The organism is Microbacterium dauci (assembly GCF_030065535.1).
In the GTDB taxonomy this organism is placed as follows: domain Bacteria; phylum Actinomycetota; class Actinomycetes; order Actinomycetales; family Microbacteriaceae; genus Microbacterium; species Microbacterium dauci.
In genome coordinates, this window is record NZ_JASJND010000001.1 from 1 (window position 1) to 23,876 (window position 23,876).

The window sequence follows — 23,876 nt, forward strand, 5'->3', positions numbered from 1 at the left end:
GTCGCGAGCCTGCGATGCCAGGTCCACACGGTCTGCCACGGGCCGAACACTGCAGGAAGATCGCGCCACGCGATCCCGCACCGATACCGGTAAATGATCCCTTCCAGCATCGTCCGCGCGTCCGAGAACTTCCGACCCGGGCGACCCGTCGGCCTCGGCAACATCCCATCGATCAGAGACCACTGAGCATCCGTAAGCAACCGAAACCGCGTCACCGCTCCAGCGTCTCAACCGATCCCCTCAACCTTTGTCAGACACGCCCTAGATCGGATGCCGCTTGCCTCAGCGGGCGGCAGAACGCAAGGCCTTCGCGGCGATCGCGGGGGTGGATACCATCCCGGAGGAGGGGAGAACCATGGGGATCGGGAAAGAGGTCATCCGACCGTTGCTGAACTCGCTCGACGGCATGCCGATTCACGTCCGGCAGCTCTCAGAGATGTTCCGCAAGCACGGCCGGCGTCAGAACGACAGCACGAACCGCGTGGACGACCTCGACCAGACCGATGTCCCTGACGCGCTCGCTGCGGGATGGCGTCAGGACACCGACTGGACGCCGAACGACGTCGTGAGGGCGAACAGCGTCGGTGAAACTCCCGACCCCGGTGACTACCTGGACGCCGATTACATCAGCCAGCACCTCTCGAGGTTCGACGACGGTGCGAGCCGCATCTACTTCTCCGATTCGCTGCACGCCAACGGTCCCGGTCAGCGTGACGGCTCCACCTTCGTCTTCCCCACGGCGGAACTGCAGCGGGTGCTGGACGAAACCGGCGGTGACGCCAACCTGGTCGCCGACGCGCTGGGCATCGAGCGGAAGTGGTTCTTCGGACCCGACGGGAATCCGGTGGACGTCGAGATCCGCCACTTCGACCCGTCCGAGCTGACGAACCTGCGCATCCCCTCCGGAAGCGAGGCGGGCAGGAACGAGCACTGGATCCCCGGCGGCTATCTCCCCACCGGTATCCCGGAGGCGGTCATCGATGTGCCGTCGTCGGCGACGGGAACCCGCATCGATTACAACCCCGGTCTGTGGCCGGGAACCGCGCAGTCGCTGACACTGACGGGATCCAAATGACGGCTCCGGTCGCGTCGGGTGCGCCGTGGCTCGCCGCGCACCATCTCGTCGACGGCGAGTACCGTCCTTCGGGCGACGCGGGATCGTTCGCGGTTGCAGACCGCATCGTCGAGGTGCTCGAGGGATCGTCCGATCTGCGGTTGCCCCAGGGGGTGACCGCCCTGGCACGGGGCGCCGCGCAGGTGATCCCACTGGCCTGGGGGCCCGCGGACACGAGCACCGAGACGCGGGCGCGCATGAACGAACTGTGGTCGGGCGTGCGGACGGCGTGCGAGTTCCGGCACGGCACGGGCCTCGACGTCCCCGTCGACGCGCCGGACACCGCCTACGCTGCTGAACTCGCGCGTTGCGGCGTGCGGCGCGCGGACTGGTGGGCGTCGGGCGAGTCCGCGCTGGTACTCGTCGTGCACGGCGGGCCGCTGCCGTCGCCGTCGACGGCGATGGCGCTGCACGTCGTCCCGCTGGGGTGGGTGTCCGAGCTGCGGCGTTCGAAGAAGATGGTCGTCCCCGATCTCGCGTGGTCGCGAGAGGACGTCGCATGACCGGGGGACCGGGCGTCAAGTCCCCGGCATCCGTTCGCGAACTGCGGTGGGCACCGGTGAGAATGGGTGCGAAGGCACGTCGAGGAGAGGTCGAGAGCGGATGAGCACTGCCGATGGGATCGCCACCGAGGTGGTCACCCGCCTGTACGGGGCGAGCGAACTGGGCGTCCTGACACTGACTGCTCCCGGCGACGCGCACCCCCGCGTCCAGTACGTCGGCGCGGAGCTCTTCGTCGGGCTCGACGACCGCGCCCAGGGTGTCGCGGTCACGCAGGGCGACCTGCCCGACGACGGGGTGTTCCACGACGCGCTGCGGGCGGCCATCGCCGAGAGCGACCCCATCCCCGCCGCCGAGGACGGCTGGCTCCTGATCGAAGACGAGTCCGCAGCCGCCGCGGCGCTGCTCGATCCGGCCCGCATCGTCGCCGCAGGCGTCGGGAGCGAGCCCGTCGTGTTCGCGCTCGCGCGTCGTGCCGTGGTGGTCGTGGATGCCGCGGACGAGGCCGCACTCGCCCGCGTTGCCGACCTCGCCGAGCAGCTGTTCGACGATGGTGCGCCGCTCGTGAGCGCGCACCCGATGCTGCTGACGGAGCAGGGCTGGGGGCCGTTCCCGTGGCGGGAGCGTCACCCCGAACTCGCGCCCCGGTTCGAGCGGGTGCTGCGGCTGTTCTCGGTGCGCGCGTACGACGTCCAGGGCGTGGCCCTCGAGCGGCCCGACGTGCACATCGCGCCGGCGAAGATCCGCGTGCTCGAGTCCGGCGTGACCACGACGTTCGCGACCTGGCCGAAGGGGACCGCGACGCTGCTCCCCGTCGTCGACAACGTGATCATCGCCGACCCTGCCGGGCAGCTCAGCGTCACGACCATGGCGCAGTTCCTCGAGGCCGCCGGCGATGCGGTCGTCCGCACCGGCCTGTCGCCGGCACGGTACTTCGTGCCCGGTGACCAGCCCGCCGCCGCCTCCGCATGATCTGGGAGGTCGACCAGCCCGAGCGGACGCTCGACGGCGTCGACGCGTCCGGCAAAGCCGACCCGGCCTACGCGAGCGCCCTCGGACTGCTCCCGGCACCGCTCGGGCGTCGCTCCCTCGCGTTCGTCGTCGACCTCGCGATCCTGGGGCTGCTGCAGTTGCCGTTCTGGCTGGGCTCGGTCCCGCTGCTGCTCAAGCTCGCGACCGGGACGATCTCGCTCTACGGCCTCGTCAATCACCCCGACTTCGTCGTCGCCGCGATCATCGCCGCCGTCTCGGTCGCGTTGCTCCTCATCTTCTCGATCGTGCAGTGGATCCTCCACGGGCGGCGCGGGGTGACCATCGGCAAGGCGGTCGCCGGCATCCGCACGGTGAACGTCCGCACCCTCGAACGCCCTGGCGTGGGCGCCGTGCTGCTGCGGTTCCTCATCGTCTCGGCATCCGGCATCATCCCCGTGTTCGGATCCACCGCGATGCTCCTGTCGCCGACCTTCGATCCGGAGCGGCGTGGCCGTGGCCTGCACGACCGTGCCACCCGGGTCTGGCTCGTCGACGTGCGCCGCGGACTGCAGCCGTACGACGAGAAGCGGATGCGTATCGCCCGCAAACAGGTCAAGGCCGAGCCGTTGCCGGAGCGCGCCGCGCGCCCGTCGCTCGCGACGAGGACGGATGCCGCGCCGCAACCCGACTACCGGCCCGGCCAGCGCATCAGCGCGGGCGTGCTCGGCGTCGGCCGCTCCGGTGACGGTACCGCCGCGTCCGACGCGCCGTCGTCCGGCAGCGGGCTCACCGGCACTCCGCCGGCGACGCCCGCCCCGGCACCGGCCGGCCCCGCGCCGGTCAGCGGCATTCCGGGGCTCATCCAGTCCGCGCCGGACTTCGGACCCGCCTCCGGGCTGGCCGCCCCGGCGCCCGCGCCGCGACCGGCGCAGACCCCCGCGCCCGCGCCGCGACCGGCGCAGACCCCCGTGACGCCGCCCGCCGCCGCGCCCGCAGCAGCACCGGTCGCGCGCGTCGAGCAGCCGGTGCCCGTCGAGCGCCAGCGTGCGACGTCGCCGGAAGCGCGCGTGCAGGAAACCATCACGGGCGTCGGCTTCGGGTTGCGCCTCGACACCGGGGACACCGTCGTCGTCAGCGAGCCCGTGCTCGTGGGTCGCGATCCCGACGGCGATGCCTACCCCGGCGCCCGCACCACCCGCCTGCGCGACGAGGACCGCTCGCTGTCCAAGACCCACGCCCTCCTCCGCCCCGTCGACGGTGGCATCGAGGTCGTCGACTGGCGCTCGACCAACGGCAGTGCCGTCATCCGCGGCGGGCAGGAGCACACGCTCGACGCGGGTGCCGCGGCCACTGCGGCACTTGGCGACTCGATCCGACTCGGCGACCGTGTCGGCGAGGTGATCCGGGTATGACTCGATCCGACTCGACGACCGTGACGGGCACGACCATCATCGAAGGAGCGACATGCGCCTGAAGCTGACCCTGCACCGACACGGCGACGAGCCGGTCGACATCGTCGTCACGACCGACTCGACCGCCACGGTCGGCGACGTCGCGCAATACATCGCCGAGGCCGACCCGTCACGGTCGACGCCCTATACCGAGGGCGACGTCATGACGCTCGCGGTTGCACCGCCCACCGGCGAGCGACTGGTCGAGCTGCCCGTCGGGCTGCCGATCGGCGAGGCGCCGATCGGGTCGGGGTTCGCGGCATCCATCGTCAATTACGGCGCCGGACACGTCGCCGCCGACCGGCGCGAGGTCGTCGGCGTGCTCCGCGCGACCAGCGGTCCGCTCGCCGGACAAGAGTTCGCGCTCACCGCCGGGCACGTGTCCATCGGCCGGGATGCGGGCAACGACGTCGTCCTCGCCGACCCGATGGTCTCCAAGCGGCACGCCCGCATCGAAGTCGGTTCGCACGCCGAGGTCGTCGACCTCAACTCCGCGAACGGCGTGCTCGTCGACGGTGTCGAGATGCAGCGCGTGCGGGTCGAGGACGGGCGCCCCTTCGTCATCGGTGGCACGACGCTCGTCGTCTACCTCACGAAGTCGTGGGACGGCGCGGCATCCGAAGATCCGGTGATCGAGCGCGGCGGCGGCCTGCTGTTCAACCGCAGTCCGCGCGTCGAGGTGCGCTACCCGGGCACGAAGTTCAAACCGCCGCGCCTGCCCACCGAGAAGATCGGCAAGATCTTCCCGTGGCCGATCCTCGTCGCGCCGATCATCATGGGCGGTGCCCTCTTCGCCCTCAACGGCAACCCGCGTTCGCTGCTGCTGATCGTGATGACGCCGCTCATGGCCTTCGGCAACCTCATCAACCAGTCGGTACAGAGCAAGAAGAGCGAGAACCACGAACGGCTGCTGTTCGAGCGGCAGTTCGAGCAGCTCGAAGAGGACTTCTTCCGCGGCAAGCCCGATGAGGAGGCCGCCCGGAACGCTGAAGCGCCGGCTGTCGCCGACGTCTTCGAGCAGGCCATGCGGCTCGGGCCGATGTTGTGGACGCGGCGTCCTGAGCACTGGAACTTCCTCGGCCTGCGGCTCGGGACGTGCGCGCTGCCGGCGCGCAACTCGATCGACGAGGCAGACAGCCCCGACGGGCTCCCGGAGTTCATCGACCGTGTCGAGCGTCTGCATGAGCGCTACGCGCAGGTCGACGACGTCCCCGTGTTCGACACCCTGCCCTCGGCCGGGTCGATCGGCATCGCGGGACCGCAAGCCCTCGTCGCAGACGCGATGCGCGGCGTCGCGGTGCAGCTGTTCGGCCTGCATGCGCCGAACGATGTGGTGACGGTCGCCTTCGCGGATGCCGCGTGGACCCCCGAACTGCAGTGGCTGAAGTGGCTGCCGCACACCTCGGCCGAGCGGAGCCCCTTCCGTGGGATGGCGCTCGCCGACTCGGCGCCCACCGGAGCCGCGCTGCTCAACTCGCTCGAGGAGTACGTGCGCCGCGCCGGCGGCAAGGCCGAACCCCGCGGGCCGTTCAAGGACGACTGGAACCCCCTGCAGTACGGCACCGACGTGTCGCGCGCCGCCGACGACCGCCCCAAGACGCCCCCGATCTCGGTGATCGTCTTCGTCACCGGCGACGCACCGGTCGACCGCGGTCGGCTCACGGACGTGCTCGAGCGCGGCGCCGACCACGGCATCCACGCGGTCTTCGTCTCGCCGACCGTCGAGTCGCTCCCAGCGGTCTGCCGCAGCTTCATCGAGCTGACCGACGACCTCGCCGATGCTCGCGTCGGCCTTGTCCGCAGTGGCGAGCTCTTCGAGCACGTCAACGTCGAGGGGGTCTCGAACGCCTACATGGACATGTTCGCCCGTCGTCTCTCGCCCGTCGTCGACGCGAGCACGGTCGTCCACGACGCCTCGGACATCCCGGGCTCTGTCATGTTCCTGCAGCTCGTCGATCCCGCGATCGCCGAGAACCCGAACGTCGTCATCGAGCGGTGGCGGCAGAACAACACGATCGTCGACCGCACGCCGACCCCGCGCCCGCGGTTGAAGAAGGCGGGCACGCTCCGGGCGATCATCGGGCAGGGCGCGAGCGATGCGATGGCGCTCGACCTTCGGACCCAGGGACCGCACGCGCTCGTCGGCGGCACGACCGGCGCGGGCAAGTCCGAGTTCCTGCAGGCCTGGGTGCTCGGTATGGCCGCAGCGCACAGCCCCGACCGCGTCACGTTCCTGTTCGTCGATTACAAGGGCGGCTCCGCGTTCGCTGACTGCGTCGACCTGCCGCACACGGTGGGCCTCGTCACCGACCTCAACCCGCACCTCGTGCGCCGCGCGCTCACGAGCCTCCGGGCCGAGCTCCAGCACCGCGAGCACCTCCTCAACCGCAAGAAGGCCAAGGACCTCCTCGAGCTCGAGAAGCGTCAGGATCCGGACTGCCCGCCCTCGCTCGTGCTCGTCATCGACGAGTTCGCGGCACTCGCGTCCGAGATGCCGGAGTTCGTGGACGGCGTCGTCGACATCGCGCAGCGCGGTCGATCGCTCGGCATCCACTTGATCATGGCCACACAGCGCCCGGCCGGCGTCATCAAGGACAATCTCCGGGCCAACACGAACCTCCGCATCGCGCTCCGCATGGCCGACGAGTCCGACTCGCGCGACGTCGTCGATGATGAGATCGCGGCGAGCTTCCCGCCGAGCGTCCCCGGCCGCGCGATCGCCAAGACCGGACCAGGACGCCTCATCCCGTTCCAGTCGGCCTACACGGGCGCGTGGACGACCGACGACGAAGGCGGCGCCGTCGAGGTGCGGGTCTCGGAGCTCCGCTTCGGCAACGTGCCCGAGTGGGAGCCCGATCGCCCCGCCGAGTCCGACGCGCACGACGAGGACCTCGGCCCGAACGACCAGAAGCGCATCGTGTCGACGCTGGTCGCGGCGAGCGAGCTCGCACAGCTGCCGCGCCCGCGACGCCCGTGGCTCGACGACCTGTCGGCGCTCGTCGACCTGGCCGCGCTCGCCAATGACGGCGACACGCGCATCCCGATCGCCCTCATGGACGTGCCCGAGAAGCAGCTGCAGGAAGCGGCGATGTTCGTGCCCGACCGCGACGGTTCGCTCGTCGTCTACGGCACCTCGGGCTCGGGCAAGTCCACGGTCCTCAAGACCATCGGCACCGCCGCGGGCATGCGGCCGGAGCTCGGTCGCGTGAACGTCTACTGCCTCGACTTCGCGACCGGCGCGCTCGGTCCGTTGAACGCGCTGCCGCACGTGGGTTCGGTCGTCGACGGCGCCGACGTCGAGCGCATCCAGCGACTGCTGCGGACGCTCGACGGCGAGATGGACCGCCGTGCATCTGCGTTCTCGGCCGCGAGCGCGGCGACGCTGCAGGAGTACCGCGACCTCGTGGACCCGAACATGCCGCGCATCATCCTGCTCATCGACAACTACCCCGAGTTCAAGAAGGACTGGGAGGTCGCTCCCGGGCGTGGTCCGTTCTACCGCACGTTCATGCGGATCCTCGGCGAGGGGCGCACGCTCGGTGTGCACACCGTGATCACGGCCGACCGCGGCAATGCGGTGCCGAGCGCGGTCGCCGCCAACATCTCGCGTCGCGTGATCCTCCGCATGGGTGACCCGTCGCAGTACATGCTGCTCGGCGCGCCGCGTGACGTGCTCGACGAGCAGTCCGTCCCGGGCCGGGCCGTCGTCGACGGCCACGAAGCGCAGATCGCGGTGCTCGGCGGGACGTCGAACGTGGTGGAGCAGACCAAGGCGCTCGGCGTGCTGGGAGAGCGCCTGCGGGCAGCGGGTGTCCGAGACCTGCCCGAGATCGGCGCGCTGCCGACTTCTGTGCCGGCATCCGACATGCCCGCCCAGGTCGACGGGATGCCGGTCTTCGGTGTCGCCGACGACACGCTCGCCGCACGCGGGTTCGAGCCGATCGGCTCGTTCGTCGTGTCGGGTCCGCCCGCGTCGGGCCGCACGAACGCGCTGAAGGCCCTCGTCGTCGCAGTGGAGCGCTTCGACCCGACCGTCCGGCTCTACCACTTCGGCAGTCGGCGGGCCGAGCTCAAGGACTTCCGTCCCTGGGTGGCCAGCGCCACCAAGCCCGAAGACGAGAAGGACCTGGCGGCCGAGCTCACCGAGCTCGTCACCGGCGACCTCGCCGGCGGCAGGATCATGATCGTCATCGAGGACATGCCACACCTCTCCGACGGCGCCGCGGATCGCCCCATGCGGGCGTTGCTGCAGGCGATGAACGACAGCGAGCACCTCCTGGTGGGCGAGGCCGAGATCAGCCGCGCGAGCGGCAGTATCGGCGTGCTGGGCGAGTGGAAGGCCGGCAGGCAGGGCATCGTGCTCAAGCCCGACACGTACGACGGCGAGGCGATCTTCAAGACGCCGTTCGGTCGGGTCAAGCGATCGGACTTCCCCGTGGGGCGTGGCATCTTCGTGCAGGCCGGACGCGCGGTCACCGTGCAGATGCCGCTGGTCGCCGACGCGCCCGTCGCGCCGGCGCCCGCGGCGGAGGGCGTTCCGGCCCCGACGACGCGCGCCGCGGCCCGCGTCTCAGCCGAAGCCGCCGGCACCACGCTGGGCGTCTGAGATGGACTGCGAGATGTGCGACGTGCTGGGCGAACCATAGGGGTTTCGGTTGGGGAGTTCTCCCCATTGGTCGAAAAAACTTCCTTGGCTAGCCTCGTTCTCGCGAGGGTGATCAGATGCTCGCACAACGACGACACGCTGGGAGGCGGGTTTCATGGCTCACGACTTCGGTGCAACTTACAGCGAGATGGAGAGCGCGGCGCAGCGCCTGCGCGACGGTCGCCAGACCGTCACCGACACGCTGAAGGAACTGCAGGGCATCATCGATGACCTCGTGCAGGACGGCTTCAAGACCGAGAACGCCTCCGAGGCGTACTCCACCGCGTACTCCGAGCTGACCACGTCGCTCGACGACGCGGCCGAGGCGGTCAACGACATGGCGCAGGCCCTCGACCGTATGGCCGACCGGATCCGCGACACGGACGCCGAGCTCGCCGGCGGCTGAATCCTCAGCGTGGTCAGAGGCCGCGACGCGATCGGCGTCGCGGCCTCTGCCATGTCCGGGACCCGGCCCGCAAGGGCTTGGAAGCCGCAACCTGCGGCTGGTTAGGATCAGGGAGATGAACGGAGTGGCCGCCGCATGACGACGTCGCAGACCTATTGGTACAACCTCTCGACTCAGACCGTCGTTCGCGACGACGAGCGGCCGTCCGAGGACTGCCTCGGCCCGTTCGGGAGCGCCGCTGAGGCCGAGGAATCGCCGGCCGTGCTCATCGAGTACGCCCGCAGCTGGCTCGAGAGCGAGGAGAGCGAGCCGTATCGCGAGATGGCGGCCGATCTCGACGACGGCACCGACCGCGTCTGACTTCCGGATGCGCTCCCTCCGCCGCGGTGTGGCCGTCGGCATCGTCGTCGGCGCCCTCGCGCTGAGCGCCTGTGCGCCCGCGTTGCCCCCGACCGTGGTGCCCGACAGTGGCGCCGTCGTCGGCTGGTCCGGTGCGCTGACGTCCTTCAACGCCGCAGCGAACCCCACTGCGGCCAACCTCGACATCGCCGCCGCGACCCGCGGGTCTTTCGGTGCGATCGTCGATGGCGACTTCGTCGCCGACCCCACGTTCGGCGTCGTCGAGATCGTGTCGGACGATCCGTTCACCGTGCGGTACGACCTCGCCGAGCCGTCGTGGTCCGATGACATCCCGGTGGATGCCGCCGACCTGGCCCTCGGCTGGGCCGCCGCCGCCGGACTCCTCGACGAGGAGCCGCCCGAGGAAGCGGCATCCGCATTCGAGGTCGATGAGTTCGCCCGCGCGATCGAGGTGACCTTCCCGGCGCCGACCATCGGCTGGCAGAGCGAGGTGACCGCCGCCGTCCCCGCACATGTCGTCGGCGGGGCGGCGTTCGATCTCGACGACCCGATGGAAGCGAAGCAGGCGGTCTTGCAAGCGCTGCTGAGCGGCGACGCCGCTGCGACCGCCGAGCTCGCCGAGGCATGGCGTACCGGGTTCGCCGTCGCCGAAGACGGCGCCTTCGCCGCGGATGCCGCCCTGTCGAGTGGCCCCTACCTGGTGGGGGCCGTCGAGGCCCTGGAGGGTGGTCAGCGCATTTCGCTGCTCCCCAACCCGACGTACGCGGGCGCGGCGATGCCGCAGCTTGCCGAGGTCTCGCTGGTGCCGCCGGGGGACGATCCCGTCTCGGCGTTGGACGGCACGCTCGACATCGCCACGCTGCCTGCGTCGGCGGCGCTGCGTGAGCCCGTGCAAGAGCTCGAGCGTCGGGACTACGTCCTGCAGTCCGCGCACGACGGCACGATGTGGGCACTCGTCCTGAGCCCCGACGGGGTCTTCTCGAACCGGGCCGCTCGGGCAGCGTTCCTGCGGACCGTCCCGGCCGACGACATGGTCGCCGCCGGTGCCGGGCCGTGGGCGGAGTCGTACACGAAGACCACCTCGATGGTGTCCGCACCGGGGTCGCGCGCGTGGGACATCGTGACCGAGGATTCCGGCTTCACCGAGGCGATCGGCACCCCCGCGGACGATGCCGCGATCGATCGTGCCGAGGCCGGTGTCGCCGATCGCGCTCGGGTGTGCGTGCTCTTCGATTCGCGCAGCTCGTTTGCGAAGGGTGCGTTCCGCGCGCTCCGGACGGCAGCGGCCGAAGGCGGCTGGTCGGTGGCAGATTGCGGCACCGACGACCCGCGGGCCGCCAGGTCGAAGAACGGGTGGGACGCCGTGATCGAGCGGATCCCGGTGCCCGAGTCGCCCGCCGAGATCGCGGCGCAGTGGGGCACCGACGGTGCATCGAGCCTCACAGGCACGGGCAGCGCCGATCGCGACGAGCGCATCGCGACGCTCGAGCGGACCGTCGACGTCTACGAGGCGCGCGAGGTGCTCGCGTCGATCGAGGCGACGATCGTGGACGCTGCGCTGGCCCGGCCCCTCGCGATGGCGCCGCGCATCGTGCTGAGCGCACCCTCGGTCACGGGCGTCGCGCTCCGCAGCGGCGACGACGCGCCGTTGCTCTCGACCATCACGCAGTGGACGCCGGTGGGCTGAACGCGGTCGTGTCCGATTTCCGCGAGCCAGGTCGCCGGGGACGTGACACGCTGGTCGCATGACGATCGCCGCGATGACCTTCGATGAGCGCTACCGCGCCATCGATGCGCGCGACGCCCGCTTCGACGGGCAGTTCGTCACGGCCGTCCGTTCCACCGGCATCTACTGCCGTCCGAGCTGCCCGGCGCGCACGCCGAAACCGCAGAACGTCACGTTCTACGCGACCAGCGCCGCGGCGCACGAGGCCGGCTACCGCGCGTGCAAGCGGTGCCTCCCCGAAGCGACACCGGGGTCGCCGCAGTGGAACTTGCGCGGCGATGTCGCCGCCCGCGCGATGCGGCTCATCGCCGATGGTGTCGTCGACCGCGAGGGCGTCCCGGCGCTCGCCGCGCGCCTCGGCTATTCGTCTCGGCACTTGACCCGGTTGCTGGCCGCCGAGCTCGGCGCGGGCCCGCTCGCGCTCGCCCGTGCGCACCGTGCCCACACGGCGCGGGCACTGCTCGTCGGCACCGACCTGCCGATCGCCGACGTGGCCTTCGCTGCGGGGTTCTCGAGTGTGCGTCAGTTCAACGACACGATCGGCGAGGTCTTCGCGCTCGCGCCCGGGCAGCTCCGCGCGCGCCGGGGTGCGGCGTCCCGGCCTTCCGGTCGGATCGAGCTGCTACTGCCGGTGCGCGAGCCGTTCGACGCCGTGGGCCTGTTCGGGTGGATGCGCGCGCACGCGGTGCCCGGGGTCGAATCCGGCGATGCCGAGTCGTTCGCGCGGGTGATCCGACTCGACGGGGGACCCGCCTGGTTCGAGGTTCGCCAGGACATCCTGGGCCGGGTGCGGCTGCGCGTCGAGCTCGCCTCGCTGAAAGACCTCTCCGCACTCCTGTCGCGCGTGCGACGCCTGCTCGACCTCGACGCCGACCCCACCGCGATCGACGAAGCGCTCGCCCGGCACCCCGAGCTCGCGCCGCTCGTCGCGCGGATCCCGGGCGTGCGGCTTCCCGCCGCGATCGACGCCGACGAGATGCTCCTGCGCGCGATGATCGGTCAGCAGATCAGCGTCGCGGCGGCGCGGACCGTCATGGGCCGGCTCGCCGCCGACCTCGGCGAACCCGTCGAGACCGCGGCCGGCCGCGCTGTCCTCTTCCCGACGCCCGAGGCGGTCGCGGAGCGGGGCGCTGACGTCCTGCGCGGCCCGGCGGCGCGTATCCGCGCCATCGTGGGCGCGGCGACCGCCCTCGCCGACGGCTCGTTGCGGCTGAGCGCCGGCGACGACGCCGCTGAGCAACGGGCCGCGCTCCTCGCGCTCCCCGGCATCGGTCCGTGGACGGCCGACTACGTCCGCATGCGGGTGCTCGGCCATCCCGACGTCTTCCTCCCCGGCGACGTCGCCGCCCGCGCGGGCGCCGCCGCGGCGGGACTCCCCGCCGACCCGGGACCGCTCACCGCGTGGGCCGCGCGCACCGCGCCCTGGCGCAGCTACCTCATGGCGCACCTCTGGTACGCCGCACCCGTCACCCAGGCTTGGCGCGCCGCGCCGGCCGACAGGAAGGTATCGGCATGACCGCTCGCATCCAGACCGTCCCCACCCCTGATGGACCGTTCACGATCCTCGAGCACGGCGGCGAGGTCCTTGCGTCTGGCTGGACCGACGACCACGCTGCGATCGTGGCGCGGCTGCGCCCCGCGCATCGTCCCGCCGGCATCGAGGTCGGTGGGACGGATGCCGCGGCCGCGGTCGCCGCGTACTACGCGGGCGACCTCGCGGCGATCGACGCGGTCCCCGTGCGCCAGTCGGGCACTGAGCTGCAGCTCGCGGGCTGGGCGGCGCTGCGCCGGATCGTGCCCGGGGAGCCGCTCACCTACACCGCCTTCGCCGCGGCGCTCGGCTCACCCGGCGCGGTGCGGGCGGCGGCATCCATATGCGCACGGAACGCGCCCGCGCTGTTCGTGCCCTGCCACCGGGTGCTGCGGACCGGGGGAGCGCTCGGTGGATTCGCGTGGGGGCTCGACGTCAAGGAGCGACTGCTCGCGCGCGAATCGCAGGGCTGAGCGCGCTTGCACTCAGCGAACGCACAGGGATATTCTGGAGGGCTCCCGCGCACGATGCGGGCGCCACATCCGGCCCTGAACGAGGAGGAAGCCATGTCCACGGAGATCGTCACCACGAAGTCCGCCGCCTTCCTCGCCGCCGGACGCCGCACCCGCCAGGGATGATCGAGCGCGGAATCGATCCGCGCTCCGCACCGTTCTTCCTCGACGGGCCGAATAGGCCCTGATCGTCCGCGCCCTGCTGCGCTCTCCGCCTCGGCACTCCTCTGCCGTGGCATCCGTCACCACCCCTGCAGGATCATGACTCAAACGACGTCGTCCCGTCTGTCCACCGTCCGCGCGCTCGCGCGGCTGCTTCCCTTCGCCCGTCCCGTGCTGCCCCGGCTCGGCCTCGGCGCGCTGAGTGCGCTCCTCGCGAGCCTGCTCGGCCTCGGCATCCCCCTCGTCCTCGAGCAGGTCGTCGGCGACGGCGGCCCCATCGATTCCGGTGAGTTCGGACTCATCGCGCTCGGTGCCGCCGCGGTGCTCGCCCTCGGTCTCGCCGAGGCGCTCATGGTGTGGGCGCGCCGCTGGTTCGTGCTCGCGCCCGCGACCGCCGTCGAGTACGAGATCCGCACCGGGTTCTATTCGCGGTTGCAGCGGCTCCCCGTTGCATTCCATGACCGGTGGCAGTCGGGCCAGCTGCTCAGCCGCATGATGCAGGACATCGGCCTCATTCGCCGGTGGCTCGCGTTCGGTCTCGTCCTGCTCGTGGTCAACGTCATCACGATCGTCGTCGGCTCGGTCATCCTGTTCCGGTGGCACTGGCTGCTCGGCACGATCTTCGTCGTCGTCTCGGCGCCGCTGTGGATCGCGGGGTTCATCTTCGAGAAGCGCTACGGCATGCTCTCGCGGCAGAGTCAAGACCAGGCGGGCGACCTCGCGACCGCGGTGGAGGAGTCGGTGCACGGCATCCGCGTCCTCAAGGCCTTCGGTCGTGGTGGGCACGCGCTCAAGAAGTTCACCCGCCAGGCCGAAACGCTCCGCGAGACCGAGATCAGCAAGGCCCGCGCCGTGGGCTGGATCTGGTTCTGGCTCGTGCTGCTGCCCGACATCGCGTTCGCGCTGTGCCTGGGCGCCGGTATCGCGCTCGCTGCGGCGAACGAGATCGACCAGGCCGCGCTCATCGCGTTCTTCGCCCTCGCCACGATTCTGCGCTGGCCCGTCGAGTCGATCGGGTTCCTGTTCTCGTTCCTCGTCGACGCGCGCACGGCGACCGACCGCATCTTCGAGGTATTCGACGAGGAGAACACGATCATCGACCCCGACCACCCGACCACGATCGAGCGGCCCCGCGGCGAGCTCGTCTTCGAGGGTGCGCGGTTCCGGTATCAGGATGCCGGTGACGCCGAGCGCGACCTGCTCGACGGCATCGACCTCGCCCTCGAACCGGGCGAGACGATGGCGCTCGTCGGTCTCACCGGCTCGGGCAAGACGACCCTCACGACGTTGCCCGGCCGCCTCTACGACGTGACCGGCGGACGCGTGCTGCTCGACGGCGTGGATGTCCGCGACCTCGCCCTCACCGAGTTGCGGCGCCACGTCGGCATGGCCTTCGAGGACGCCACGCTGTTCTCGCAGACCGTGCGTGAGAACGTCCTGCTCGGCCGCGAGGACCTCACGCCGGGGAGCCCGGAAGCCGAGGCGGTGCTGCGCGAAGCGCTCGCCGTCGCGCAGGCCGGCTTCGTCGACGACCTCCCCGAGGGCGTCGACACCGTCATCGGTGAAGAGGGCCTCAGCCTGTCGGGCGGCCAGCGGCAGCGACTCGCGCTCGCGCGCGCCGTCGCCGCGCGCCCCGCGGTGCTCGTGCTCGACGACCCGCTGTCGGCGCTCGACGTCGACACCGAGGCGCTCGTCGAAGACGCGCTGCGCGAGGTGCTCGCCGAGACCACGGCGCTCGTCGTCGCGCACCGCCCCTCGACGGTCATGCTCGCCGACCGGGTCGCGCTCCTCGAAGCCGGTCGCATCACGGCGGTCGGCAAGCACTCCGAGCTGCTCCGCACCAGCGAGCACTACCGCCACGTCATCTCGAGTCTCGAAGACGAAGAAGAACGCAACCACGCAAGGGAGGTGACCCTGTGAGCACCGTCACCGGAACCAGCGGCGAAGACCGCTCCGATTACACGCGCGAAGAGAGTCGCGAGATCCGCCGCCGCTCGCTGCGGCTGCTCGGGTCGCTCGTCACGCCGCTGAAGGTCGACCTCGCGCTCGCCGCGGTCGTCCTCGTGATCTCGACCGCGATGCGCGTCGCCGGTCCCGCCCTCGTCGGATGGGGCATCGCGAACGCGCTCCCCGCCGTCACCACGGAAGCGAATTGGATGCCGACGGTCGTCGTCGTCGCGCTGTTCCTGGTCACCGCGGTGGGCGGTGCCGCCCTCATCGGCTGGTACGCCGTCGTCGCCGCGCGGCTCACGCAGGCCGTGATGCTCGACCTCCGCAAGCGGATCTTCCTGCACACGCAGCGACTCAGCCTCGAGTTCCACGAGTCGTACACGTCGGGTCGCATCATCTCGCGCCAGACGAGCGACCTCGACACGATCCGCGAGCTCCTCGACGGTGGCCTGAACGAGCTCGTCTCGGGCCTGCTCTACGGCGGGTTCACGCTCGTCGCACTGCTGCTGCTCGACTGGCAGTCGGGCGTCATCCTCGCCGCGATGGGCATCCCGCTGTATTTCCTGATGCGCTGGTTCTACCTGCGCTCGCAGGTCGTTTACCGGGAGTCGCGCGTCATCAGCGCGAGGGTCATCGTGAAGTTCGTCGAGACGATGACCGGCATCCGCGCCGTCAAGGCGTTCCGCAAGGAGCCCGCGAACGACGGCGAGTTCGGGGGCCTGTCGAGCGACTACCGCGACATCAACATGCGCTCGATCCGCCTGTTCGGCACATTCGAGCCGGGCATGATGGCGCTCGCTTCGCTGTCGCTCGCGCTGGTGGTCTTCTGGGGCGGCATCCGCGTGGCAGACGGCGTCCTCGAGCTCGGCTTCCTGCTGTCGGCGGTCCTGTACGTGCGGAACTTCTTCGCGCCCATGCAAGAGGTCGCGTTCTTCCTGAACTCGTACCAGTCGGCGACGGCTGCGCTCGAGAAGGTGTCGGGCGTGCTCGAGGAGGCGCCGACGGTGCCCGACCCGAAGCAGCCCGTCGACCTGTGGGAGGCCCGCGGCCACCTGCGGTTCGACGACGTGACGTTCGGATACTCCGGCGACCGCACGATCCTGCCCGACTTCGCGCTCGACATCCCCGCGGGGCAGACGATCGCACTCGTCGGCACGACCGGTGCCGGCAAGTCGACGCTCGCGAAGCTCATCGCGCGGTTCTACGATCCGACGGCAGGTGCGGTGACGCTCGACGGCGTCGACCTGCGGCAGCTGCACCCGAAGGACCTGCGTCGCGCCATCGTGATGGTCACGCAGGAGGCCTACCTGTTCAGCGGCACCGTCGCCGACAACATCGCGCTCGGCAAGCCCGACGCGACGATGGACGAGATCCGCGCCGCCGCGCGGGCGGTCGGCGCGGATGGGTTCATCGAGCGGCTGCCCGACGGGTACGACACCGACGTGAACAAGCGCGGTGGTCGCGTCTCGGCGGGGCAGCGGCAGCTGATCTCGTTCGCGCGCGCGTTCCTCGCCGACCCGGCGGTGCTGATCCTCGACGAGGCGACGGCGTCGCTCGACATCCCGAGCGAACGCCAGATCCAGGAAGCACTCGGCACGCTCCTCGCCGACCGGACCGCGATCATCATCGCGCACCGGCTGTCGACGGTCGCGATCGCCGACCGCGTCCTCGTCATGGAACACGGCCGCATCATCGAGGACGACGCCCCCGCCGCCCTCATCGCCGGCACCGGCAAGTTCGCCCAGCTCCATCGGGCGTGGCGCGAGTCGCTGGTCTGACGACGCCGAGCGGATGCCGCGGGCCCCGGGCAGCAGCCCGGGTCGCGGCATCCGCTCGTTTCAGCCGGTGACCTCGTCGAGCGAGACGGTGAAGGTCTGCGCTGCGCCGTCGGGCGTCGTCACGGTGACCTCGCGGGTGCCCGAACCGCCGCGGAAAACGCGGAGGCTCAAGCCGTCGAGGTAGTCGTAGTCGGGTCGGTCGGTACGGGCGCCCCACGGGATGACCGCGCCGGGGCGCGCGTAGATCGGCAGTGAGAACACGTCGTGATGCTCGCGTCGCCAGCGACCACCGGTGACCTCCTCGCCGGTGAGCAGGTGCGTCCAGGTGCCCTCCGGCAGGTAGAACTCGACATCGCCGGCGGCGTCCATCACGGGTGCGACGAGCAGATCGCCGCCGAGCATGAACTGCCGGTCGAGGTGCCCGACCGTGGGGTCGCCCGGGAACTCGAGTTGCATCGGCCGGAACACCGGGACGCCGGTGGATGCCGCGTCGATCCCGGCCTGGAACAGGTACGGCATCAGCCGCATCTTGAGGTGCGTGAAGCGGCGCGTGACCTCGACGGCCTCGTCGTCGAAGTTCCACGGCACGCGGTACGAGCTCGAGCCGTGGAACCGGCTGTGCGTGCTGAGGAGGCCGAACGCGGTCCACCGCTTGAAGACGGTCGGATCGGGCGTGCCCTCGAATCCGCCGATGTCATGACTCCAGTGCGCGAAGCCGCTGAACGCGAGCGAAAGTCCGCCGCGCAATGTCTCGGCCATCGAGGGAAACGTCGACGTGTTGTCGCCACCCCAGTGCACGGGCATGGTCTGCCCGCCGGCGGTCGCCGAACGGGCGAAGAGCACCGCATCACCCTCGCCGCGCGCCTCGACGAGGACGTCGTGCACGGCGCGGTTGTAGAGCTGCGTGTACAGGTTGTGCATCCGCTCGGGGTCGGCGCCGTCGGCCCATTCGACGTCGACGGGGATCCGCTCGCCGAAGTCGGTCTTGAAGCAGTCGACGCCCTGGTCGACGAGGGTCCGCAACTTGCCCTGGTACCAGGCGGTGGCATCCGGGTTCGTGAAATCGACGAGGCCCATGCCCGCCTGCCACTTGTCCCACTGCCAGATCGTGCCGTCGGGGCGACGGACGAGGTACCCCGCCGCGGCGGCTTCGGCGAACAGCGGCGACCGCTGTCCGATGTACGGGTTGATCCACACGCTGACCCGCAGGTCCTTCGCGTGGAGCCGCTCGAGCATCCCGTCCGGGTCGGGGAAGACCCGCGGGTCCCACTCGAAGTCGCACCAGTTGAACTCGCGCATCCAGAAGCAGTCGAAGTGGAACACCGAGACGGGCAATTCGCGTCTGGCCATCTCGTCGATGAAGGTCGTGACGGTCGCCTCGTCGTAGTCGGTCGTGAACGAGGTCGACAGCCAGAGGCCGTACGACCACGCGGGGACGACGGGCGGGCGGCCGGTCAGCGCCGTGTAGCGCGACAGCACGTCCTTCGGGGTGGGTCCGGCGACGACGAAGTACTCGAGTGCTTCGCCCGACACCGCGAACTGCACGCGCTCGACCGCTTCCGACCCGACCTCGAACGACACATGGCCGGGGTCGTTGACGAGCACGCCGTATCCGCGGCTGGACAGGTAGAACGGCACGTTCTTGTACGCCTGCTCGCTCGAGGTGCCGCCGTCGGCGTTCCAGATGTCGATGCTCTGGCCGTTCTTGACGAGAGGGCCGAAGCGCTCGCCGAGGCCGTAAACGAGCTCGCCGACGCCGAGGTCGAGCTGCTCGCGCACATAGGACTTGGCGCGCGGGAGGTGCATCCCACTGACGGTCTCACCCGGCATCCCGGGATCGACCTGCGCGTCGTCGTCGATGCCGAACCACGCCGGGCCGCGCGAGCCGCTGCCGGTGATCCGACGACCGTCCACTTCGAAGTCGAGCCCCCAGGGCGTCCCGCGACGCACCCGCGCGGTGAGGTTCCCGGTCTGCAGGACGCCGTCGTCTCCGGAGACGGATGCCGCCCCGGCACCGCCCGCGACGGCACCGGGCAGCCCGAAGCCGTCGTGCCGCCGCCCCCCGACGTGCCGCTCGATCCGCACCCGTACGACGCCCTCGAGCGGCGACGACAGCGTGACGGTGAGGATCGCGCGGTTGAGGGTGTCACCGCGGTGGCCGATGACCGCGGTCGTCGCCGAGACGACGACCGCCTCGCCGTCGTGCGGGTGGGTGCCGGCGTCGATGTCGTAGGCCTCCTGCGCGAACAGCGGGCTGACGCCCGGACGCAGCTGCCAGAAACCGTCGGTGAACTTCATTACTTGACTGCTCCTGCCGTGATGCCCCTCGTGAGGGTGCGTTGGAAGATGAGGAAGAAGATGAGCGTCGGGATGATGCCCAGCAGGGCCGAGGCGCTCGTCGTCGTGACGTCCATGAGGCGGTCGCCCTGCAGCACGCTGATCGCGACGGGCACGGTCTGGTTCGCATTCGAGGCGAGGAACGTGAGCGGGATCAGGAACTCGTTCCACGTCCAGATGAAGAAGAAGATGAGCAGCACCGACAGGGTCGGACGGCTGATCGGGAAGACCACGCGCCACAGGATCTGCCAGCGGCTGGCGCCGTCGAGGGATGCCGCCTCGAGCACCTCCTTCGGGAAGGTGCCGTACACCGAGCTGAGGAGGTAGGTGCCGAACGCCGCCTGGATCACGACGAAGATGATGATCACGGCCCAGACGTTGTCGTACAGCCCGACCTCTTTGAACATGTAGTACAGCGGGTACAGCAGCGCCTCCTGCGGCAGCAGGTTGGCCAGGAGGAACAGCAGCACGATCGAGGTGCGGTACTTCACCCGGCCGATGCCGATCGCGAAGGCGTTCAGCATCGAGATGAGCACGGCGAGCACGGCGACGACGCCCGAGATGAAGATCGAGTTCCAGACCTTCTCGGGGAAGTTCACCCGCTCCCAGAACCGCCCGAGTCCGGTGAAGTCGAGCGCCTGCGGGAGAGCGAGGGCGCCCGAGTTCGCGTAGTCGGTGGGGGACTTGAACGAGTTGACGAGCACGAGGTAGAACGGCGCGAGCACCGCGAGGGCGCCGAGGGCGACGAGCAGCACGACGATCCAGTCGCGTCCGCGAGGGCGCGTCATGCCGCCGCGCGGGCGCGGCTTGCGAGTGGACGTCCGGCTCGTGGCCGGGGAAAGCAGGGTGGAGGTCGCCATCACAGGCCCGCCCGTTCTTTGCGTTCGAGTGAGTTCTGTACTCGCACGAAGACGATCGACACGATCACGACGAGGATCGTCAGGACAGTCGCGATCGTCGCGCCGTACCCGACGTCGCGCTTCGTGAAGAACTCCTGGTAGGCGTAGTACGCCGGAACGAGGGTCGACCCGGCCGGCCCGCCACGGGTGATCACGTACACGGGGCCGAAGACCTTCAGTGCCGCGATGGTGCAGGTGAGGGTGACGACGAAGATCTCGGGTCGGATGATGCTCATGGTGATCGCGACGAATCGCTGACCCCAGTTCGCGCCGTCGAGCTCGGCCGCTTCGTAGAGCTCGGGGTCGACACGCTGCAGCGCGGCCATGAAGACCACGACCGGGTAGCCGATCTGCACCCACACGAGCACGACCATCAGCACGATGAGGGCGGACGGCATCTGACCGAGCCAGTCGACCGGTGGGATGCCGACGAGTCCGAGGATCTGGTTGAGCGCACCGTCTCCGCCGGGCCGGACGATCCAGCCGATCACGATGCCGGCGACGGCGACGGGCAGGATCTGCGGCAGGTAGTAGGTGGCCCGGAGGAAGCTCGCGAGCTTTCCGCCGAACTTGCGCCCGATGACGTCGAAGAGGGCGGCGGCGACGAAGAGGCCGGCGACGGTCGGGACGACCACCATCGCGAGGACCATCCACACCGAATTGACGAAGGAGGTCCAGAAGTCCTCGTCCACGAGGATGGCCGCCCAGTTCTCGAGGCCGATGAACTCGGGGCTCCCGACACCGCGCCAGTCGGTGAAGGTGAGGGCCAGGTTCCAGACGAGCGGGACGATGACGATGACGACCAGCAGCGCGAAGCCGGGCAGCAGGTACAGCCAGTAGCCGGCCCGGCCGGTCCCGCGCTGGGGGATGGACGGCTCCTCGGGGGGAAGCGCCGTGCGCAGAGCGCGCGTTTCGGTGATGCTCATGAATGACTCCGGGGTGAGGGGAGGGGCGGATGCGGCATCCGCCCCTCCCGGTCGGATCAGCGGTAGTCCGCCGTGCCTTCGTCGTACTGCGCGCCGAGGTTGGTCGCGGTCGCTGCGGCATCCTGCGACCCGGTCACGAGACCCTGGAGCTCCTGAACGATGACGTCGTAGAAGCCGGGGGCGGGCCAGTCCGGGTAGAACGACAGGCCATCCTCGTCGAGGATTCCGTTGAACGTCTCGATCAGCGCCGCGCTCTTCTCATCGGTGATGTCGGCGGGGTCGGCGGCGACGGGGACGCCGCCGTTGTTGCCGATGATCGCCTGGATCTCGGGGCGCATCGTGATGTCGATGAACTCGTAGGCGAGGTCGGCGTTGGCCGCGTTCGCGGGCACGACCCACAGGTTGCCCGACGAGCCGAGCGAGAGCTGGGACTCGGGGAACGACGCCATCGTCCACTCGAAGCCGGTTGCCTCGGCGACGAAGCGGCCGTACCACCATGAGCCCGAGACGAAGATCGGCGAGGTCCCGTTGATGAACGAGACACCGGCATCCTCTGCCACGACCGATGAGACGTCCTTCGCGATGTATCCCGCGTCGACGTAGTCGGCCAGGGTCTCGGTCGCGTAGGTCACCTCGGGTCCGCTCCAGTCGACCGGGTTCGCGTAGAGCTGGTAGTCGTCGACGAACGAGCGGTCGGCCTGCGAGAGCGCGAGTTGGTACCAGAGCTGCCCGAGCGGGTACTCCGCACCGGCTTCGGCCAGCGGCGTCACACCCTGCTCGACGAAGGCGTCGAGCACGTCGACGAACTCGTCGTAGGTGGTGGGGATCTCGAGGCCCGCCTCTTCGAACATGTCGAGGTTGTAGTAGACACCGACGAATTCGCCGTAGTTGGGGATGCCGTACCAGGTGTCGCCGCCCATGACGCCGTCCTCGCTGTACTTCGCCGTGGTCTGCAGCGAAGGTGCGAGCTTGTCGTCCCAGCCGTACTCGGCGACCGCGTCGCTGATGTCGGCGATGAGCCCGGTGCTCGCGAGGAAGCCCGCCGTGGCGTTGCCCTTGTTGAACTCCATCAGGTCGGGCGCGGCATCGGTGTCGAGCACCTGGCTCGCGGTCTTCTGGATCTGCTCGAAAGACTTCTCCTCGAACTCGACGGTCGCGCCGGTCTCTTCTTCGAAGATCTTGATCGCTTCGTCCCAGGCCTTGCCCATCGCGCTGTCGGCACCCTCGTAGTGCCACAGGCGGAGGGTGCCGGCGTCGTCGCCGTCGCCGGGTCCGCCGGCGCAGCCGCTGAGCGCGAGGCCGGTGATCGAGAGGGTCGAGACCGCGGCGAGGGCCGCGGTCCGTCGTGTCATGCGTGCCATCGTTGGCACTCCTTTCATGGTGACCGGGGTGGTCGTGGTGGTACGGGATACGGGTCGGTAGGCGGATTGTCGAAGCGCTTCGACGATGGGCGAACGGACGGGGTATCGACGCCACGCGTCAGCGGCGTCGCGACACCGAGCCCGCGGTTCGGTACTCGGGCTGGATGAGGTGCACGACCGGCGCGCGCCCGGGATCCTGCAGGCGCGCGATGGCGAGCTCGACGGCCACCTCGCACGATGCCGAGGGCACGAGCGGGATGGTGTCGACGGGGGACGGGAGTCGCGACGTGTCGAAGACGGTCGCGACCGAGATGACCGAGACGTCGCGCCCCACCTGCAGGCGCCGCTCGGCGATCACCGCGAGGGCTGCATCGTGTGCATCCTCCGCAGCGTGGATCAGGAACCCGGTGACGCCGGCGTCGAGTGCGTCGGCGACCGATGCGCGGACGGCCCGGACATCGGTGGTCGTCCGGCCGCTGTGGTCGAACCGGTGCGCGACGCCGCGCGCCTCGGCGCGCTCGCGCATCGAGGATCGGAGCCGGGGCGGGAAGTTCGAGGCGCGGTAGGCGACCTCGGATTGACCGAGCAGCGCGACGTGCTCGTGCCCCGCGTCCACGAGGCGGTCCACGGCCATGACGGCCGCGGCTTCGAAGTCCAAGTCGACGCAGTCGAGCCCGTCGTGGTCGTTCGGGATGCCGATGAACACGGTGGGGATGCGGAGCGAGCGAGCGATGGCCACGCGTTCGTCGTCCGGCGCGACATCGAGGACGAGCACGGCGTCGACGAGGTCGCTGGCCGCCACGCGCTGCATCCCTTTTGAAGCCTGCTCATCGGTGAGGAGCAGGATGTCGTACTCGCGCAGACGTGCAGCGACCGAGGCGGCGAGGACGAACGCCATATGCGTGGGCGCGTGCGTGTCGGCGCGCAACGGTTCGGTCAGGGCGAAGATCTGCGTGCGACGGCCGGCGAGGGCACGGGCGCCGGCGTGCGGCTGATAGCCGAGTCGCGTCGCGGCCGCTTCGACCCGACGACGGGTGTCGGGGGAGATGGAGCGCTTGCCGCTGAGCGCGTACGAAACGGTACTGATGGACACGCCAGCGGCCGCTGCGACTTCGTCGATCCGCGCCATGCCATCACCTTCTCCGTCGAACGTGGGGTGCGCTGCGAGACCGATCTCGAAGCGCTTCGACGGCGAGCATATGCGTGACATCGAGCGGATGCAAGCATTTTGTGGCTAGCATCAAC

18 protein-coding genes are annotated in these 23,876 nt (G+C 70.1%); 12 read left to right on the plus strand and 6 right to left on the minus strand.

Features of this window, described 5'->3' with window-relative positions:
* A partial coding sequence (locus tag QNI14_RS00005) for a transposase (protein ID WP_430539231.1) occupies positions 1–200 on the minus strand: 200 nt, incomplete at its 3' end.
* 155 nt (positions 201–355) lie between these two features.
* On the opposite strand from QNI14_RS00005, the gene QNI14_RS00010 reads away from it, so the two are divergent.
* The 12 genes from QNI14_RS00010 to QNI14_RS00065 all read left to right on the plus strand — a co-directional run bounded on the left by QNI14_RS00010 (position 356) and on the right by QNI14_RS00065 (position 17,108).
* Entirely contained in the window at positions 356–1,075 is a 720-nt protein-coding gene (locus tag QNI14_RS00010) for a hypothetical protein (RefSeq protein WP_283714137.1), read from the plus strand.
* Positions 1,072–1,617: a hypothetical protein gene (locus tag QNI14_RS00015; RefSeq protein WP_283714138.1), complete on the plus strand. Its 546-nt coding sequence runs from the start codon at positions 1,072–1,074 to the stop codon at positions 1,615–1,617. The genes QNI14_RS00010 and QNI14_RS00015 overlap by 4 nt, the downstream gene beginning before the upstream one ends.
* 100 nt (positions 1,618–1,717) lie before the next feature.
* Complete coding sequence (locus tag QNI14_RS00020; RefSeq protein ID WP_283714139.1) at positions 1,718–2,587, plus strand: hypothetical protein; 870 nt, start codon at positions 1,718–1,720, stop codon at positions 2,585–2,587.
* The gene (locus tag QNI14_RS00025) at positions 2,584–3,999 is read left to right on the plus strand and encodes an RDD family protein (protein ID WP_283714140.1); all 1,416 of its coding nucleotides are present in this window, start codon (positions 2,584–2,586) and stop codon (positions 3,997–3,999) included. Before QNI14_RS00020 ends, QNI14_RS00025 begins: the two co-directional genes overlap by 4 nt.
* A 52-nt stretch (positions 4,000–4,051) precedes the next feature.
* Positions 4,052–8,644, plus strand: coding sequence for a type VII secretion EssC family protein (locus tag QNI14_RS00030; protein WP_283714141.1), 4,593 nt, complete (start codon positions 4,052–4,054; stop codon positions 8,642–8,644).
* Positions 8,645–8,798: 154 nt separating this feature from the next.
* A complete protein-coding gene (locus QNI14_RS00035) occupies positions 8,799–9,089 on the plus strand; it encodes a WXG100 family type VII secretion target (RefSeq protein WP_231370862.1) in 291 nt (96 codons plus the stop codon).
* Between the two features lie 135 nt (positions 9,090–9,224).
* Positions 9,225–9,449, plus strand: a complete 225-nt coding sequence (locus tag QNI14_RS00040; protein ID WP_283714142.1) for a hypothetical protein — start codon at positions 9,225–9,227, stop codon at positions 9,447–9,449.
* 7 nt (positions 9,450–9,456) lie between these two features.
* Positions 9,457–11,136, plus strand: coding sequence for a periplasmic substrate-binding domain-containing protein (locus QNI14_RS00045; RefSeq protein ID WP_283714143.1), 1,680 nt, complete (start codon positions 9,457–9,459; stop codon positions 11,134–11,136).
* 58 nt (positions 11,137–11,194) lie between these two features.
* Positions 11,195–12,691 carry an AlkA N-terminal domain-containing protein gene (locus QNI14_RS00050; RefSeq protein WP_283714144.1) on the plus strand — a complete coding sequence of 499 codons (1,497 nt, stop codon included), beginning with the start codon at positions 11,195–11,197 and terminating at the stop codon, positions 12,689–12,691.
* Complete coding sequence (locus QNI14_RS00055; RefSeq protein ID WP_283714145.1) at positions 12,688–13,179, plus strand: methylated-DNA--[protein]-cysteine S-methyltransferase; 492 nt, start codon at positions 12,688–12,690, stop codon at positions 13,177–13,179. The genes QNI14_RS00050 and QNI14_RS00055 overlap by 4 nt, the downstream gene beginning before the upstream one ends.
* 300 nt (positions 13,180–13,479) lie before the next feature.
* Positions 13,480–15,300, plus strand: a complete 1,821-nt coding sequence (locus tag QNI14_RS00060; RefSeq protein WP_283714146.1) for an ABC transporter ATP-binding protein — start codon at positions 13,480–13,482, stop codon at positions 15,298–15,300.
* Positions 15,297–17,108 carry an ABC transporter ATP-binding protein gene (locus QNI14_RS00065; protein ID WP_283714147.1) on the plus strand — a complete coding sequence of 604 codons (1,812 nt, stop codon included), beginning with the start codon at positions 15,297–15,299 and terminating at the stop codon, positions 17,106–17,108. Before QNI14_RS00060 ends, QNI14_RS00065 begins: the two co-directional genes overlap by 4 nt.
* Before the next feature lie 60 nt (positions 17,109–17,168).
* On the opposite strand, the gene yicI is transcribed toward QNI14_RS00065, so the two are convergent.
* The 5 genes from yicI to QNI14_RS00090 all read right to left on the minus strand — a co-directional run bounded on the left by yicI (position 17,169) and on the right by QNI14_RS00090 (position 23,841).
* On the minus strand, positions 17,169–19,406 hold the full coding sequence (gene yicI / locus QNI14_RS00070) for an alpha-xylosidase (protein WP_283714148.1): 2,238 nt from the start codon (positions 19,404–19,406) through the stop codon (positions 17,169–17,171).
* Positions 19,406–20,305 carry a carbohydrate ABC transporter permease gene (locus tag QNI14_RS00075; RefSeq protein ID WP_283714149.1) on the minus strand — a complete coding sequence of 300 codons (900 nt, stop codon included), beginning with the start codon at positions 20,303–20,305 and terminating at the stop codon, positions 19,406–19,408. The genes yicI and QNI14_RS00075 overlap by 1 nt, the downstream gene beginning before the upstream one ends.
* A complete protein-coding gene (locus tag QNI14_RS00080) occupies positions 20,305–21,270 on the minus strand; it encodes a carbohydrate ABC transporter permease (RefSeq protein ID WP_283714150.1) in 966 nt (321 codons plus the stop codon). Before QNI14_RS00080 ends, QNI14_RS00075 begins: the two co-directional genes overlap by 1 nt.
* A 56-nt stretch (positions 21,271–21,326) precedes the next feature.
* The gene (locus QNI14_RS00085) at positions 21,327–22,631 is read right to left on the minus strand and encodes an ABC transporter substrate-binding protein (RefSeq protein WP_430539219.1); all 1,305 of its coding nucleotides are present in this window, start codon (positions 22,629–22,631) and stop codon (positions 21,327–21,329) included.
* A 118-nt stretch (positions 22,632–22,749) separates the two neighbouring features.
* Complete coding sequence (locus tag QNI14_RS00090; protein ID WP_283714152.1) at positions 22,750–23,841, minus strand: LacI family DNA-binding transcriptional regulator; 1,092 nt, start codon at positions 23,839–23,841, stop codon at positions 22,750–22,752.
* Positions 23,842–23,876 lie beyond the last annotated feature (35 nt).

What these genes read in the sequence shown, in the direction of transcription:
- yicI (WP_283714148.1), bottom strand. Translation starts at nt 19,406, where the DNA reads ATGAAGTTCACCGACGGTTTCTGGCAGCTGCGTCCGGGCGTCAGCCCG.
- QNI14_RS00090 (WP_283714152.1), bottom strand. Translation starts at nt 23,841, where the DNA reads ATGTCACGCATATGCTCGCCGTCGAAGCGCTTCGAGATCGGTCTCGCA.
- QNI14_RS00045 (WP_283714143.1), top strand. Translation starts at nt 9,457, where the DNA reads ATGCGCTCCCTCCGCCGCGGTGTGGCCGTCGGCATCGTCGTCGGCGCC.
- QNI14_RS00040 (WP_283714142.1), top strand. Translation starts at nt 9,225, where the DNA reads ATGACGACGTCGCAGACCTATTGGTACAACCTCTCGACTCAGACCGTC.
- QNI14_RS00060 (WP_283714146.1), top strand. Translation starts at nt 13,480, where the DNA reads ATGACTCAAACGACGTCGTCCCGTCTGTCCACCGTCCGCGCGCTCGCG.
- QNI14_RS00055 (WP_283714145.1), top strand. Translation starts at nt 12,688, where the DNA reads ATGACCGCTCGCATCCAGACCGTCCCCACCCCTGATGGACCGTTCACG.
- QNI14_RS00030 (WP_283714141.1), top strand. Translation starts at nt 4,052, where the DNA reads ATGCGCCTGAAGCTGACCCTGCACCGACACGGCGACGAGCCGGTCGAC.
- QNI14_RS00050 (WP_283714144.1), top strand. Translation starts at nt 11,195, where the DNA reads ATGACGATCGCCGCGATGACCTTCGATGAGCGCTACCGCGCCATCGAT.
- QNI14_RS00085 (WP_430539219.1), bottom strand. Translation starts at nt 22,631, where the DNA reads ATGGCACGCATGACACGACGGACCGCGGCCCTCGCCGCGGTCTCGACC.
- QNI14_RS00080 (WP_283714150.1), bottom strand. Translation starts at nt 21,270, where the DNA reads ATGAGCATCACCGAAACGCGCGCTCTGCGCACGGCGCTTCCCCCCGAG.
- QNI14_RS00020 (WP_283714139.1), top strand. Translation starts at nt 1,718, where the DNA reads ATGAGCACTGCCGATGGGATCGCCACCGAGGTGGTCACCCGCCTGTAC.
- QNI14_RS00015 (WP_283714138.1), top strand. Translation starts at nt 1,072, where the DNA reads ATGACGGCTCCGGTCGCGTCGGGTGCGCCGTGGCTCGCCGCGCACCAT.
- QNI14_RS00010 (WP_283714137.1), top strand. Translation starts at nt 356, where the DNA reads ATGGGGATCGGGAAAGAGGTCATCCGACCGTTGCTGAACTCGCTCGAC.
- QNI14_RS00075 (WP_283714149.1), bottom strand. Translation starts at nt 20,305, where the DNA reads ATGGCGACCTCCACCCTGCTTTCCCCGGCCACGAGCCGGACGTCCACT.
- QNI14_RS00035 (WP_231370862.1), top strand. Translation starts at nt 8,799, where the DNA reads ATGGCTCACGACTTCGGTGCAACTTACAGCGAGATGGAGAGCGCGGCG.
- QNI14_RS00025 (WP_283714140.1), top strand. Translation starts at nt 2,584, where the DNA reads ATGATCTGGGAGGTCGACCAGCCCGAGCGGACGCTCGACGGCGTCGAC.